This is a genomic window from Paractinoplanes polyasparticus, assembly GCF_019710575.1.
GTDB lineage: Bacteria > Actinomycetota > Actinomycetes > Mycobacteriales > Micromonosporaceae > Actinoplanes > Actinoplanes polyasparticus.
The window spans coordinates 163,556-179,020 of sequence record NZ_JAHWFK010000025.1 but is presented as its reverse complement, the minus strand read 5'-3'; the positions used below and the strand labels follow the sequence as shown (position 1 = coordinate 179,020).

Annotated in this window: 10 protein-coding genes and 1 pseudogene; 6 read left to right on the top strand and 5 right to left on the bottom strand. The window is 70.7% G+C overall.

Going from position 1 to position 15,465, the window contains the following annotated elements; translation table 11 throughout:
* Positions 1-14 precede the first annotated feature (14 nt).
* The gene (locus KXC43_RS24780) at positions 15-392 is read right to left on the bottom strand and encodes an NADH-quinone oxidoreductase subunit A (protein WP_221378522.1); all 378 of its coding nucleotides are present in this window, start codon (positions 390-392) and stop codon (positions 15-17) included.
* Between the two features lie 179 nt (positions 393-571).
* On the opposite strand from KXC43_RS24780, the gene KXC43_RS24775 reads away from it, so the two are divergent.
* The 3 genes from KXC43_RS24775 to KXC43_RS24765 all read left to right on the top strand — a co-directional run bounded on the left by KXC43_RS24775 (position 572) and on the right by KXC43_RS24765 (position 4,332).
* Positions 572-2,425, top strand: a complete 1,854-nt coding sequence (locus tag KXC43_RS24775; protein ID WP_221378521.1) for a 2-oxoacid:acceptor oxidoreductase subunit alpha — start codon at positions 572-574, stop codon at positions 2,423-2,425.
* Positions 2,418-3,446: a 2-oxoacid:ferredoxin oxidoreductase subunit beta gene (locus KXC43_RS24770; protein ID WP_221378520.1), complete on the top strand. Its 1,029-nt coding sequence runs from the start codon at positions 2,418-2,420 to the stop codon at positions 3,444-3,446. The genes KXC43_RS24775 and KXC43_RS24770 overlap by 8 nt, the downstream gene beginning before the upstream one ends.
* 64 nt (positions 3,447-3,510) lie before the next feature.
* Positions 3,511-4,332 carry an SAM-dependent methyltransferase gene (locus KXC43_RS24765; RefSeq protein ID WP_308129238.1) on the top strand — a complete coding sequence of 274 codons (822 nt, stop codon included), beginning with the start codon at positions 3,511-3,513 and terminating at the stop codon, positions 4,330-4,332.
* Here the strand turns inward: KXC43_RS24765 and KXC43_RS24760 are convergent.
* The 3 genes from KXC43_RS24760 to KXC43_RS24750 form a co-directional block, all read right to left on the bottom strand.
* Positions 4,329-5,342 (bottom strand): potassium channel family protein, encoded by a 1,014-nt coding sequence (locus KXC43_RS24760; RefSeq protein WP_221378519.1) that lies wholly within the window; start codon positions 5,340-5,342, stop codon positions 4,329-4,331. The genes KXC43_RS24765 and KXC43_RS24760 overlap by 4 nt on opposite strands.
* Before the next feature lie 96 nt (positions 5,343-5,438).
* Positions 5,439-8,099, bottom strand: coding sequence for an adenylate/guanylate cyclase domain-containing protein (locus tag KXC43_RS24755; protein ID WP_221378518.1), 2,661 nt, complete (start codon positions 8,097-8,099; stop codon positions 5,439-5,441).
* Between the two features lie 676 nt (positions 8,100-8,775).
* Entirely contained in the window at positions 8,776-8,994 is a 219-nt protein-coding gene (locus tag KXC43_RS24750; protein WP_221378517.1) for an FmdB family zinc ribbon protein, read from the bottom strand.
* 900 nt (positions 8,995-9,894) lie between these two features.
* On the opposite strand from KXC43_RS24750, the gene KXC43_RS24745 reads away from it, so the two are divergent.
* The 3 genes and pseudogenes from KXC43_RS24745 to KXC43_RS24735 form a co-directional block, all read left to right on the top strand.
* Positions 9,895-10,848: a lytic transglycosylase domain-containing protein gene (locus tag KXC43_RS24745; protein ID WP_221378516.1), complete on the top strand. Its 954-nt coding sequence runs from the start codon at positions 9,895-9,897 to the stop codon at positions 10,846-10,848.
* A gap of 88 nt (positions 10,849-10,936) precedes the next feature.
* A complete protein-coding gene (locus KXC43_RS24740) occupies positions 10,937-11,956 on the top strand; it encodes a GNAT family N-acetyltransferase (protein WP_221378515.1) in 1,020 nt (339 codons plus the stop codon).
* Positions 11,957-12,162: 206 nt separating this feature from the next.
* Positions 12,163-14,454, top strand: a pseudogene (locus KXC43_RS24735) (DUF8508 domain-containing protein); the annotation flags it as partial.
* An 18-nt stretch (positions 14,455-14,472) separates the two neighbouring features.
* Here the strand turns inward: KXC43_RS24735 and hemB are convergent.
* Complete coding sequence (hemB, locus tag KXC43_RS24730) at positions 14,473-15,459, bottom strand: porphobilinogen synthase (RefSeq protein ID WP_221378513.1); 987 nt, start codon at positions 15,457-15,459, stop codon at positions 14,473-14,475.
* Positions 15,460-15,465: the final 6 nt, after the last annotated feature.

Below are 15,465 nucleotides of genomic sequence, written 5' to 3'. Positions count from 1 at the left end.
CCGGGCGCGGCGGCTCAGGTCCAGGTCAGGATCCTTTTACGCCACGCGTACAGGATGCCGAGGGCGAGGACCGCCACGAACACCCCCATCTCGGTCACGGTGGCCCAGCCGAAGCCGGGAAGGTCGAAAACGACGGCCCAGGGGAAGAGAAAGACCGCCTCCACGGCGAAGAGCACATAGAGGTACGCATAGACGTAGTAGCGGATCTGGGCCTGGGCCCAGTCGCCGCCGACCGGGTCGATGCCGCTCTCGTACGCCACGTACTTGCCCGGCGGCTGCGCCGGAGCGGCCGGGCGCAGCAGCTTGTTGGCGCCGAACGCCCCCACGAAGACGAGCACGCCGGCCGCCGCGACCAGGCCCAGCGTGGCGTAAGAACCCAGATACCCGTCCACGATCGTTCAGGGTAGCCGGATAGTGGACTCCTGTGGTTCAGGCAAGCCTCACCTGGCTACTGTGGTCAACGGCCTGTCCGGCTCGTAAGGAGCGGCGACGTAGGCTGGAACTGACGACAGCGGGCCGGCCCATCGATGTGCTCATTCCCGCCGGCCGGTGCCCATGGGAGGTTGCGAAAGTGTCCGCTGGAGCGAAGCGAGTCGAACAGCTGGACCGGGTGGTCATCCGGTTCGCCGGCGACTCGGGCGACGGCATGCAGCTGACCGGCGACCGATTCACGTCGGAGACCGCGCAGCTGGGTAACGACATCTCCACCCTGCCGAACTTTCCGGCCGAGATCCGCGCACCAGCCGGCACCCTGCCCGGCGTCTCGAGCTTTCAGGTGCATTTTGCGGATTACGACATCCTGACGCCGGGCGACGCGCCCAACGTGCTGGTGGCGATGAACCCGGCCGCGCTCAAGGCCAACGTGGCCGACCTGCCGTCGGGCGCCGACATCATCGTCAACACCGACGAGTTCACCAAGCGCAACCTGGCCAAGGTCGGCTACGCGGTGAGCCCGCTCGAGGACGGTTCGCTGGCCGACTTCGCGGTGCATCCGGTCGCCCTCACCTCGATGACGGTGGGCGCCCTGGCCGAGCTCGGCGTGGCCAAGAAGGATGGTGAGCGCGCCAAGAACATGTTCGCGCTGGGCCTGCTGAGCTGGATGTACTCGCGGCCGTTCGAGTCGACGCTGCGCTTCCTCGAGACCAAGTTCGCCAAGCGCCCCGATCTGGTCGCGGCCAACAAAGCCGCCTTCCAGGCCGGGTGGAACTTCGGCGAGACGACGGAGAGCTTCACCGTCCGGTACGAGGTCAAGCCGGCCCGGATGAAGCCGGGCACCTACCGCAACATCACCGGCAACCAGGCGCTCGCGCTGGGCCTGGTGGCGGCGAGCGTCCGGTCCAAGCTGCCGCTGTTCCTCGGCGCGTACCCGATCACCCCGGCCTCGGACATCCTGCACGAGCTGTCCAAGCACAAGAAGTTCGGCATCACCACGGTCCAGGCCGAGGACGAGATTGCCGCGATCGGCGCGGCCGTGGGCGCCTCGTACGGCGGTGCGCTGGGCGTCACCACGACGTCCGGCCCGGGCGTGGCGCTCAAGGGCGAGACGATCTCGCTCGCCATCGCGCTCGAACTGCCGCTGGTCATCGTCGACGTGCAGCGGGCCGGCCCGTCCACCGGCATGCCGACCAAGACCGAGCAGGCCGACCTCAACATGGCGCTGTTCGGCCGGCACGGCGAGGCGCCGCTGGCGGTGATCGCGCCCAAGTCGCCGTCGGACTGCTTCCACGCGGCGATCGAGGCCGCCCGCATCGCGCTGAAATACCGCACGCCGGTCATCCTGCTGTCCGACAACTACGTGGCGAACGGCTCGGAGCCGTGGCTGCTTCCGTCGGCCGACGAGCTGCCGGACATCTCGGTCGAGTTCACCACCGAGCCCAACGGCGAGGACGGACGCTTCCTGCCCTACCTGCGCGACCCCGAGACGCTGGCCCGCCCGTGGGCCATCCCGGGCACGGCCGGCCTCGAGCACCGCATCGGTGGGCTGGAAAAGGCCGACAAGACCGGCGACATCTCGTACGACCCGGCCAACCACGAGTTCATGGTGCGCACCCGGGCCCAGCGCATCGAGGCCATCGAGGTGCCCGACATCGAGGTCGAGGACGCCGACGAGAGCGCGCGCGTGCTGGTGCTGGGCTGGGGCTCGACGTACGGCCCGATCGGCGCCGCCTGCCGGGCGCTGCGTCAGCGCGGGCTGCCGATCGCGCAGGCTCACCTGCGTCACCTGGCGCCGCTGCCGGCCAATCTCGGTGAGGTGCTCGCGGCATACGACAAGGTCGTCATCCCGGAGATGAACCTGGGTCAGCTGGCCCATGTGATCCGCGCGAAGTTCCTGGTCGACGCGGTCCCCTTCAACCAGGTCAGCGGCCTGCCGTTCACCGCCGCGACGCTGGAGAACATGCTCGAGGACGTGGTCAAGAATGGTTAGCACCATCCCCATCACGCCGGTGAAGCTCACGGCGAAGGACTTCAAGTCGGACCAGGAAGTGCGCTGGTGCCCGGGCTGCGGCGACTACGCGATCCTGGCCGCCGTCCAGGGCTTCATGCCCGAGCTGGGCATCCCGCGCGAGAACATCGTCTTCGTCTCGGGCATCGGGTGTTCCTCGCGCTTCCCGTACTACATGAACACGTACGGCATGCACTCGATCCACGGCCGGGCGCCGGCCATCGCGACCGGGCTCTCGGTGTCGCGTCCCGACCTGTCGGTCTGGGTCGTCACCGGCGACGGCGACGCCCTGTCGATCGGCGGCAACCACCTGATCCACGCGCTGCGCCGCAACGTCAACCTCAAGATCCTGCTGTTCAACAACCGGATCTACGGCCTGACCAAGGGGCAGTACTCGCCGACCTCCGAGCTGGGCAAGATCACCAAGTCGACGCCGGCCGGGTCGGCCGACTCGCCGTTCAACCCGCTCTCGCTCGCGCTCGGCGCCGAGGCCACCTTCGTCGCCCGCACGATTGACTCGGACCGCAAGCACCTGCAGTCGGTGCTGCGCGCGGCAGCCGAGCACGAGGGCTCGGCGTTCGTCGAGATCTACCAGAACTGCAACATCTTCAACGACGGCGCGTTCGAGCTGATCAAGGATTCGACCACCCGGGAGGATCACCTGATCCGCCTCGAGCAGGGCCAGCCGATCACCTTCGGGGCCCAGCAGCAGTTCTCGGTGACCCACCCGGCCGGCAGCTTCGGGCTCAAGGTGCAGGAGGGCGGCGAGGCCCTTGTCCACGACGCCACGGTGGACGACCCGGCGTACGCGTTCGCCCTTTCGCGGCTGTCCGGCTCCGACCTCGGCACCACGCCGATCGGGGTGTTCCGCAACGTGCAGCGGCCGTCCTACGACGAGCTGATCACCAAGCAACTGGTCGACGCCAAGGCGCAGGCCGACGGCACCCCCGAGCAGATGCTCGACGGCCTGCTCAACAAGGCCGACACCTGGACGATCCTCTAAGGACTTCGCTGTCGCGGCACGACCCTCGGTACGATGCACTCCTCATCGAGGCCGGGGGTCTGCCGTGACCGATCCTGAGCTACACACCGATCCTGAGCTGCACCGGGCGTTGAACACCGAGGTCGCCCATTCGGCTCGGCTGTGGAACTACCTGCTCGGCGGCAAGGACAACTTCGCCGCCGACCGCGAGGCCGCCGAGTACGCGCTGGCGCTGATGCCCGAGCTGGTCCAGTCGGCCCGGGCCAACCGGGAGTTCCTCGGCCGCGCCGTCCGCCACCTGGCCGGCGAGGCGGGTGTCCGCCAGTTCCTCGACATCGGCACCGGGCTGCCCACCGCCGGCAACACCCACGAGGTGGCCCAGGCCGTCGCACCCGCCAGCCGCGTCGTCTACGTCGACAAGGACCCGATGGTGCTGGCGCATGCCCGGGCGCTGCTGACCAGCAGCCCCGAGGGCGCCACCGACTACATCGACGCCGACCTGCGCGACACGGCGACCATTCTCGACAGCGCCGCCCGGACGATCGACTTCAGCCAGCCGGTCGCGATCATGCTGCTGGGCATCGTCAACTTCGTGGTCGACGACGCCGAGGCGTACGCCGTGGTCCGCCGGCTGGTCGAGGCGGTGCCGGCCGGCAGCTATCTGGTCATCTCGCACCCCACCACCGAGGTCAACGGACCCGCGGTGGAAAAGTCGATGCGCCAGTGGAACGAGAGCGGCGCCGCGCCGATCACCGCTCGCACCCGGGATGAGATCACCGCCTGGTTCACCGGCCTCGAGCTGCTCGAGCCCGGCGTCGTGACGTGCTCGGCGTGGCGGCCCGACCCGGCGCACCCCGGCATCACCGACAAGGTGTCCGAGTTCGCCGGGGTCGGCCGCAAACCCTAGACAGCGACGTTGACGTCGCTGGTCTCGTCGCGGATGTAGACGATCATGTCGCCGGTCTCGATGGGGACGGTCTGCTCGCCGCCGAGCGGCAGCACCTTGCCCCGGCGGATCAGGGCGACGACCAGCGTCCGCAGCTGACGGGGATTCTGGCCCACCTCGGAGCGCTCGGCGCTGCGCATCGCCAGCGCCATGCCCTGACCGGGGGTGAGCAGGTCTTCCACCACGTCGATGAGCGGCGGCGCGGTGGTCGTGAGACCCAGCAGCCGGCCCGCAGTGGCCGACGAGACGATGACGTGGTGCGCGCCGCTCTGCTTGAGCAGGGCGGCGTTCTCCTGCTCGCGGACCGAGGCGATGATCCGCACCTGGCCGGCGGTCAGCTGGCGTACGGTCAGCGAGATCAGCACCGAGGCCTCGTCGGTGTCGGTCGCGATGATCACCGCCTTGCAGTTCTTGACGTCGGCCTCGAGCAGCACCGCCGACCGGGTCGCGTTGCCCTCGATGGTGACCAGGCCGTTGGACTGGGCCTGGCGCACGCCCTCGGGGCGGCTCTCGACGACGACGATCCGGTTCTTGGTGTAACCCGTCTCCAGCAGCGCGGCGACCGCGGCCCGGCCCTTCGTGCCGTAACCGCAGATGACGATGTGGTCCTTCAACTGTCGCCTCCACCGGCTGACAAGCAGGCTGTTGCGATATTGGTCGGTGAGCACCTCGAGGGTGGTGCCGACCAGGATGATCAGGAAGAGCACGCGGGCCGGGGTGATGAACAGGACGTTCACCAGCCGGGCGTGCGGGGTGACCGGCGTGATGTCGCCGTACCCGGTGGTGGAGAGCGACACGACCGCGTAATAGAAGCAGTCGAGCAGCGTCAGACCGTCCTCGTTGACGTCCCGGTAGCCGTCCCGGTCGAGATAGATGACGGTCACCGTGGCCAGCACGAGCGCCAGCGCGAGCGCCAGCCGGATGGCCAGCGCACGAAGAGGGCCCTTCCGGACCCTCGGCAGATGGATCATGTGATGCCCCGCACGGAGACACCATAGCGATCGTGTCCGGGCCGACTATCCAGGACATCACATTAATCATCGTTCAGGAACATCCGCGTGCGTTGGTCAGCCCCGCAGCGTCTGGGCGAAGCGGACGGCCCCGTCCTCGAGGTCGGGGTGCTCGACGGCCAGGGCCATCGCGACGATCCGGTCGAAGCCCAGACCGACCCCGTCGGCGTACGCGACGTCGAAGGCGGCATCACCCAGCGACGTACGCAGGGCGAGCTGCTGGGCCGACCAGAAGCGCCCGAACATCTCCGTACGCCGGGCTCCCCGCGCCGCCTCGGCCCCGCCGAACAGCACCGCGGCGGTCGTCGGGTCACCGCCCAGCGAACAGCGGACCGCGATGGCGGCCACCGCATCGGCCGCCGCACCGCTGAAACCGTGGCGCAGCCGCGAGCGCAGCGCCACCACCAGGTGGTCGTGGGCCGCCACGAGGTCGCCCCGGCGCAGCGCGACCATGCCCAGCAGCCAGTCCACGGTCCGCTTGCCGCGATGCTCGGGGCAGCTCGCCTCGGCCTGCCGGGCCGCGCCCAGCAACTCAGCCGCCCCGGTCAGCTCATCCCGCCGCCAGAGCAGCTCGGCCAGGGCGATCACGGCCGGGAGCGCCGCCTCGGACACGCCGGCCCGCTCGGCTTCGGCGATGACGTCGCGGCACAGCTGCTCGGCCTGCTCGTAGTGCCCGGCCTCGATCAGCGTGCTGCGGCGCCCGGCCAGGGCCCGTACCAGCAGCGCGTGATCGTCCTCGGCTCGGGCGATCCGCTCGGCACGGTCGAGGAAGCGGGCGCGCTCGGTACGGTCGTCGGCCAGACCGGCGTGCACGAGATGGGCGGACCCGAGCACGCCCGGCTCGACATCCACCCCGTCCAGTCGCTGGTAGAGGCGGTACAGCAGGTCGCGCCCCTCCGCCGCGTGGTCGTGCTCGCGCCACCACGGGTCGAGAGCGAGCGCCAGACGCAGGCCGGAGCGGACGCTGCCCTTGTTGGCGGCCCAGTGCAGCGCGGTCTCCCACTCGGGCACGTAGGGCGCCAGCTCGGTCAGGGAGGTGGTTCGCGGCTGGCCGTCGGTGTCCACCGATACGGCGTCCAGCGTGTGCATCGCCCAGGCGACATGACGGTCGCGGGCGGCACGCTCGTCGCCGGCCGCGGTGAGGCGGCGGGACGCGTACGCCCGGACCTGGCCCGACAGCCGGTAGCGCGGACCCGGCACGAGCTCGATCAGGGACTTGTCGGCCAGCTCGGACAGCGCGCCCAGAGCCTCGACGCCGCACCACTCGACCGTGCCGAGATCGACGGTGCCGGCGAAGACCGCCAGCCGCCGCAGCAGACCGGCGGCGGGAGTGCTGAGTGTCCGGTACGACCAGTCCAGGTTGGCGGTGAGGCTGCCGTGCCTGTCCTCGGCCTCGGCGTTGACCGGGTCGAGCGCGGCCAGCGGATCGTCGAGGCGGGCGGCGAGTTGCTCGGCCGACAGCGAACGCAGCCGGATCGCAGCCAGCTCAGCCGCCAGTGGCGAGCCCTCGAGCCGGGCGGCGACCTGCGACAGGTCGGTGTGGTCCTCGATCGGGCCCGGACGGCCGCCCCGGGCTTCGGCGGTGCGCTCGGAGAGCAGCGCGAACAGGTCCGCAGGCGACAGCGGCGGAAGGTTCCAGACGACCTCGCCGGCCACGTTGAGCGGCACCCGGCTGGTGACCAGCACGTCGAGGCGCGGGCAACGGGCGAGCAGACGGCGTACGAGGGTGGCGCAGACCGCGGGTGCGACGTCGGCGGTCTCCAGGACCAGCAGCATCTGCCGGTCAGCGCAGTGTTCCAGCAGCGACTCGAGGATCGGGCGGCCCGGCTCGGTGCGCACTCCAAGGGCCGCGGCCAGCGCGGGCACCAGCGCGTCGGTGGCGTCTCCGGCGTCGACCGTCCAGACCCCTTGGGGGTACGCCTCCAGCAGCTGCCCGGCCGCGGCCAGGGCAACCCGCGTCTTGCCGGAGCCACCGGGTCCGACGACGGTGACCATGCGGTGGCGGTCGACCAGGGCGGTGAGCTCGGCCAGTTCGGCTCGGCGGCCCGTGAAGGCGGTCAGCGGGACCGGCAGGTTGTGGGTGGCGGCGCCCGGCGTGCGCGGCGGCGGGAAGTCCCGGTCGAGGCCGGGCGCGAGGATCTGGAACAGGCGCTCGTCGTCGTCGAAGCCGCGCAGGCGGTGCGGGCCGAGGTCGAGCAGGTCGACATCGGCCCCCGTCCGGGCCCGCGGCGGCTCCGCGGCCCGGGGCACGGTCAGGGCGAAAGGGACGGGCGCCCCCGACGTCAGGACGGCCAGCATCGTCGCGCCCGAGCAGAGGATCTGGCCGCCGTGCGCGGCGGCGGCAACCCGGGCCGCCCGGTGGACCTCGGCGCTGGCGTACTCGCCCCCGACCGGCCGGGCCGGCCCCGTGTGCATGCCCATGCGGACCCGGGGCGCGACCTCGGCACTGGGCCACTCATGTGCGGACAGTTGCCTTTGAGCCTCCACACAGGCCGCGATCGCTGCGGTCGCATCCTGAAAGGCGATGAAAAAGCTGTCACCCTCCGTGAATAGTTCGACACCGCCGAAGTCGCTCAGCGCAGCCCTCATCACGCAGCGGTGATCGCCGAGGACCGAGCCGTAGTCGTCGCCGAGCATCCGGGCCAACCGCGTCGAGCCCTCGATGTCGGTGAACACAAAGGTCACCAGCCCACTCGGCAGCTCGGTCCGTCCCGACACGGTGGAACCTCCGCCCCCTTTGGGAAGTCGCGTCTCATGCTGACGTATCACAGCGTCACCGGCCATCGTAGAAACGGACAGTGACCATCCACCCGCCACGGCCGACCCCGGACGGAGGACATCGCCGGCTTCGTACAGCACTACGCGTGACGTAACGAAATGGATCGAGCCGGGTCACGCCGCAGTCGGCCAGTTCGGGCCGACTGTTCGGCGGGACCCGCAAGAGGCACCCGCCGATGCGGCCCGGCCGGACCTGAGGCCTGCCGTTTCGCTCAGCTAGATCATCATATTTCGGGCTTGTCCGCGGCAGGTCGCACTGCTGGTCCGCCAAAGGAGAAAGATCAGCCCAGGTGGAGCGTGTGGCCCGAAAGAGATCGTCGGTCTCACCATCCGGGAGGGTGATTCTCGATCGATACCCGCCCCCACCTGATGGGAGCCGTCCTCGATGCTTCAGAACGCCGCCGGCGCCGCCCGAATCACTGCCCTGTTGATCATCCAGGTCGGGTCGCTGGGGCATCGTGGCTCCGGCCGTCGACGCACGCTACGAATCTCTGCCGGTGGTTCGCTGTGAGCGCGGCCGGTCAGGCGCCACCGCAGGTCGAGCCGCTACCGGCAAGCGCTCCTTCCGCTGGGAGCGACTCACCGGGGGCGGCCGGTCGAGTGGCGCTGATCGGCGTCAGCAGCCGCAAGCGCCGCCGCAACAGCCGCCGCCGGTGGGGGCGGCCGGGCCGGTCGGGGCGCCCGCGCCGCGACCGGTGACGGCGACGGCCGACAGCAGCTTCACCGTGTCGGCGTGGCCCTGCGGACACGTCGAAGGAGCAGAGGCCTCGCTCATCGGCCGGACGACCTCGAACGTGTCGCCGCATGCGCGGCAGCGGAACTCGTAACGCGGCATGGGAGAAGAGTAGGGCCTCCCGGTCGTGGCGAAACAGCCAGCCGGTGCGTCGTCCGGGAGTTATCCACAGGCTTCAACGCGGCCCCTCGCGGCGGGCCTGGGTTGGGTAGTGTCGTCCGCGTGGCGGAGCGGCAGGAGAAACCGGTGGCAGAGCCCGAGCTGAGAGCTGCGGCTCCGCATCAGGCTGGGCCGCTGGCAAGCTCCGGCGCAGCCCCTCTCCCCGGCCCGGCGTCGCCTGCGGCCAGCGCCGGCCCAGAGGGCGCACCCGACGCTGGTAAGAACAGTGCGGGCGCCGCAAACCCGAGCGACGCTCCGAGCACTCCCAGCGCGGCGACACCGCCCAGTGCCCAGGACGCCGGTCCTACGGCCATCCCAGCACAAAGGACGCCCGCCGACAGCCCACAAGGGACTGCGCCCGGCAACAAGGCAGTTGACGGCAACTCGGCGAGCACGCCCGCACCGGCGAACGCTGTGTCTGCGTCCACCGACGGGCCGGCGACGGGCGCGCCAAGCGGAAAGCCAGCGACGAGTAGCACGGACAGCAGACCGGCAACAGTCGAACCGGCGACGAGCGGTGCAGGCGGGGCGGCAACGGCCAGCGGGACAGCAGCAGGCGGCGCGGCGACACCACCAAGCGAAGCGGCGGCGGGCGGCACGGCAACCGCAAGCGGAACGGCAGCAGGCGCGACAGCACCCGGCGTAGGTTCAGCAAGCGGAACAGCAGTAGGCGGAGCGGCAGCAAACGGCGGAGCGGCAGCAAACGGCGGAGCGGCAGCAAACGGCGGAGCGACTGCAAACGGCGCAGCGGCGAGCGGGGCGGCGAAGACTAGCGGCGGCACTGCTGCTGTGGCGGCTGTCCGGCGGCCGGGGCGGCTGCGGCGAGCTGCTCCGGTCCGAGCGGTGGGGCGGGTCGGGCGGAGCACCGCGGCTTGGGCCAAGCGGCCCAGTGGCCGGCTCATCGTGCCGGCGGTCATCGCCGCCTTGCTGCTCGGGGCGGCCGGCGCCGCGGGCGCCTATCTGGTGCCGCAGGCTCTTCAGGCCGCGCCCTCGCCGAGTGCCTCGCCCGGGTTCCCGCTCGGCGCGGCGGGCGGGCTGCCCTCGGTGGGTCAGCCGGGCGGGGTGACGGGCAGCGGGCTGCCGGGTGTCGATCCGAACGGGGTGCCGGGCGGGCTACCGGGTGGGCCGACGGGCGGGGTGCCGGGTGGGCTGCCCGGCACGGTCGCTCCGACCGGAGCGGTGGGTGCGACTCTCCCGCCGACGGGGGCTGTGCAGACAGGTGGGCGACCGGCCGATGCGCTGGCCGGATGGGCGGGCACGATGGGCACGCGGCTCGGGATCCCGGTTGTGGCGGTGCAGGCTTACGGCTACGCCGAGCTGGTGCTTCAGCGCACCACACCTGCCTGCCGGTTGAGCTGGACCACGCTGGCCGCACTGGGCAAGATCGAGTCTTCGCACGGGGCGGCCAACGGGGCTGTGCTCTCCACCGATGGCACCGCGATGCCGCCGATCTTCGGGCTTCCGCTCGACGGCAAGGGTGGGCGGCAGCTGATCCCGGACACCGACCGGGGCGCGCTCGACCAGGACACCACCTACGACCGGGCCGTCGGGCCCCTGCAGTTCATCCCGGCCACCTGGAACTCCTACAAGGTGGACGCCGACAACAACGGCGTGGCCGACCCCAACGACATCGACGATGCGTCATTGACCGCCGCCACCTACCTCTGCCAGGGCGGACGTGACCTCACCAAGCCCGAGGCGTGGTGGGACTCGATTCTCTCGTACAACGCCGTCCGCCCGTACGCGCAGAAGGTCTTCGACGCGGCGAACGACTACGGACGCCGGTCGCGCGGCTGATGCGGAATCATGCACGCAGAGTGACAGTACCTACACATTTACGGTCGGAGCACTTCCCAGACGGTGCGCTTACCGGCAAGCTGTACGGGTGAGGGTGCGTGAGTGGGATCCCCGGGCCGCTTCGGCGGAGGAGATCCGGTCGCTCGTGGAGACGGTGAACACGGTGCTCGCCACCGATCTCCCCGACGACCCGCCGTGGATCGACGGACAGGTCCGTGACTATCTGGCCGAGACCATGCCCGGCGAGCGGCGGATCAGCTGGGTGGCCGAGGACGACCGGCTGCCCGAGGGCGAGAGTGAGATCTTCGCCCACATCAGCATGCTGTTGCTCGGCGACATCGGCGTGCTCGAGGTGATCGTGCAGCCCCGCCTGCGCCGGCGCGGCCTGGGCCGCCAGCTGGTGGCGGTCGCCGTGCGCCGGGCCTACCTCGAGGGTTTCTCCAGCATCGGGGTCGAAGCCATCGGCGGCACTCCGGCCATCGCGTTCTACGAGGCGCTGGGCTTCGAGAAGGAGTACGTCGAGACGCGCAGCGTGCTTTCGCTGTCCAGCGTGGACTGGCCCGCTTTGACCGTCATGTCCAACAGCATCGGCGCCGGCTACCGGGTCGAGTTCCACCCCGGCGGTCCGCCCGACCATCTGCTCGAGGCGTACGCGCAGGCCAAGCTCGAGGCGCCCGACGACGATGACGACCTCGACCTGGCGCCCCGCTCCTCCGACCCGCAGCGGCTGCGCGACTCGCTCGACACGCTGCACAAGCGCGGCCTGAAGCCGTACATCGTGCTCGCCCTGCACGACGAGAGCCAGGTCGTCGCCGGGCTGACCGAGGTCGTGGTCCCGGCCCACCACCCCGAGCGGGCCGACCAGTACGACACGATTGTCGTGCGCGACCACCGCGGCTACGGCATCGACCGGGCGATCAAGGCGCGCATGCTGTTCGAACTGCGGTCGGCCGAGCCCGAGCTGCGCGAGGTGCAGACCTGGAACGCGCAGCACAACGAGTCGATGCTCAAGGTCAACGCTGAGCTGGGCTACCAGGCCGACCGCGACTGGTACGAGTACGGCGCCGACGTCGCGCAACTGGTTCAAAGCCTGGAGTCCATCGACTAAGCTCAACTTCTGCGACCGGACGCCGAAACGCCGGTCCACGAGTTCGGGGTGTGGTCTCTCTCCGCGGAGAGCGCGGACCGGGCCGCCTCGTTCCTTATGCGCGACTTCGTCGCGGTGGAGGCGCCGTGCTGGGTCACCGATTGTTGCCACTGGTTGCGTTGGTCGGCCTGCTGATCCCGGGCACAGCCCACGCCGCCGAGAGAACCGCCGACGAGCCCCTGACCGTCGGCGCCGTCCAGGGCACCGCGGCCCGGTCCACGCTGGCCCCGGCTTCGGGCAACGGCTCGAGTGCGGCCAAGGTGCCCGTACGCGGCGTGGTCACCCAGCTCACCCTGTCGCACACCAGCGCCGGCGTCGCGCAGCACGGCTTCTTCCTGCAGAGCCGCAAGAGCAACACCGACGGCGATCCGGCCAGCTCCGACGGCGTCTTCGTCTTCCTCGGCGCCTTCACCACGCTGATCGGCGACTACGCCCCCAGGGCCGGGGACGAGATCATCGTCAACGCGCGGGTCGCCGAGTTCTTCAACCTCACCCAGCTCACCAGCGCCGAGTGGGTCACCACCCTGGCCACCGGGCTCGACGTCGCGACGGAGGCGCAGGTCGACGACGCCGTCCCACCCGCGCAGAAACCGGCCGCCGACCTGTTCTGGGAACAGCACGAGGGCATGCAACTGCGGGTGCGCGCCGGCGCCGGCGCCGTGTCGAACACCAAGACGTTCGCGTCCACCCAGGACGCCGAGGTTTGGCTCGTCGATCGCGACGACCCCCTGCTCAGGCGGGCCGACCCGTACGCGCGCAGGGTCTTTCGCGACGCCCATCCGCTGGACGACACCAAGGGCGACGGCAACGGCAACCGGATCATGATCGGGCCGATGGGTGTCAAGGCCACCGGTAGGACGCTGCCGCCGGCCCGCACCTTCGACACGACCACCGGCGACGCGGTCGGCGGTGTCTACTACGCCTTCAACAAGTACGGCATCCAGGTCGCGGGGGTCGGCTTCCGGGCCGGCGCCGACCCGGCCGCCAACCACCCGCCGCAGCCCGCCGACCGGCAGCGCGAACTGGCCGTCTCGACGTTCAACGTCGAGAACCTGTACGACTTCCGCGACGACCCGAACGACGGCTGCGACTTCACCGGCAACGCCGGCTGCCCGGGCGTCAACCCGCCGTTCGACTACGTGCCCGGCAGCCAGGCCGCCTACGACACGCGGCTGACGCGGCTGGCCCGCCAGGTGACCGCCGACCTGCACAGCCCCGACCTGATCCTGGTGCAGGAGGCCGAGGACCAGGACGTCTGCCGCGTCGCCGGCAGGGCGCTGAGCTGCGGCCCGGCCGACAACGCCGACGGCAAGCCGGACACGCTGCAGGAGCTGGCGCTGACGATCACCCGCAACGGCGGACCGGCGTACGACGCGGCGTCCGACCGCAGCGGCGCCGACGCCCGCGGCATCGTGTCAGGGTTCCTCTACCGCACCGACCGGGTGTCCCTCGGCACGGCCACCGGCGCCGACCCGGTGCTCGGCTCTGCGCCGCAGATCGTCTATCGCGGCGCTGCGCTGCCGGCCAACGCCGAGGTGTCCAACCCGAAGACGGTCAACGCGGTGCTGCCGGCCGACGTCGACCGGACGACCGGGGTGGACGGCAGCAACGTCTTCACCCGAGCCCCGCAGGTCGGTCTGTTCGAGGTGCGCGCGGCGCCGGGCTCGGCCGACCGCTACCAACTCTGGGCGATCAGCAACCACTTCTCGTCGGGCCCGGAGACCCGGGTCGGACAGCGGCGCGAGCAGGCGGCGTACGGGGCGGCGATCACCGACGCCATCGAGGTGGCCCACCCGAACGCGCGGGTAGTGCTGGGCGGCGATCTGAACGTCTTCCCCCGGCCCGACGACCCGACGCCGGCCGCACCCGGCGACCAACTGGGCCCGCTCTACGCCACCGGCCTGCACAACCTCTGGGACGATCTGGTCGCCGACGCGCCGTCGTCCGCCTACTCGTACGTCTTCGACGGGCAGGCCCAGACGCTCGACCAGCTCTTCGTCAACGACGGCCTGTACGGCGACCTGATCGACATGCGGGCGGCCCACGTCAACGCCGACCATCCGGAAAGCGCCACGCGCGGGCTGAGCGACCACGACCCGCAGGTGGCGCGGTTCGAGGCACGAGCCGGGCTGTCGGTGGGTGACGCCAGTGTGATCGAGGGCCACGCCGGCCGTACGCCCATGATTTTCCCGGTGACGCTGAGCCGGCCGCTGACCCGGGATCTCACGGTCTGCGCGGCGACGGTTCCGGGCACGACGACCCTGCCGTACGCCGACTTCGACCCCTACCTGGGCTGCCGCACGATCCCGGCCGGCGCGACCGGCGTCGACTTCCCGATCCAGGTACGCGGCGACCGCCTGCGCGAGCACGACGAGCAACTCACGCTCGAGGCGGCCGCGCTTTATCCCGTACGCACTCTGGACGGCACCGGCACGGGCACCATCCGCAACGACGACTAGAAGCTGACGACGACTGAGTCAGTAGCGGTTGCGCAGCATCTGGGCGACCTCGGTGGCCCAGTAGGTCAGCGTGATCTGGGCGCCGGCCCGCTTGATCGAGGTGAGCGACTCGAGCATGACCCGCTCACGGTCGATCCAGCCGTTGCGGGCGGCCGCCTCGACCATCGCGTACTCGCCGCTGACCTGGTAGGCCGCGACCGGCACGGTGACCCGTCCGCGGATCGCCGCGATCACGTCCAGATAGGGCAGCGCCGGCTTCACCATGACGATGTCGGCGCCCTCGGCCACGTCCAGGTCGACCTCGCGCAGCGCCTCCCGCAGGTTGGGCGGGTCCTGCTGGTATTGCCGGCGGTCGCCCTGCAGCGTCGACTCGACGGCCTCGCGGAACGGGCCGTAGAAAGCGCCCGCGTACTTCGCCGAGTAGGCCAGCACCGAAACGTCCTGGTAGCCCGCTTTGTCCAGAGCGCGCCGGACAACGCCGATCTGGCCGTCCATCATCCCCGACGGCCCGACCATGTGGACGCCCGCCTGGGCCTGGGCGACGGCCATCTCGGCGTAGATCTCCAGAGTGGCGTCGTTGTCCACCGAGCCGTCGGCGGCGAGCACCCCACAGTGTCCGTGCGACGTGAATTCGTCCAGGCACAGATCGCCCATGACGACCGTGGAGTCGCCGACCTCGGAGATCAGGTCCCGGATGCCGACGTTCAGGATCCCATCCGGGTCGAGCCCGGCCGAGCCCGACGCGTCCTTGTGCTCGCTGGTCGGCACGCCGAACAGCATCAGCCCGCCGACACCCGCCGTGACCGCCTCGTGGGCGGCCTTACGCAGCGACTCGCGCGAGTGCTGCAGCACGCCGGGAAGCGAACTGATCTCGCGCGGTTCGGTCAGCCCCTCCTTCAGGAAGAGGGGCAGGATCAGCTCGGCCGGCGCCAGCCTGGTCTCTTCGACCAGGCGGCGCATGGCCGGGCTGCGGCGGAGGCGGCGCGGACGGACATCCGGAAACATGACGCT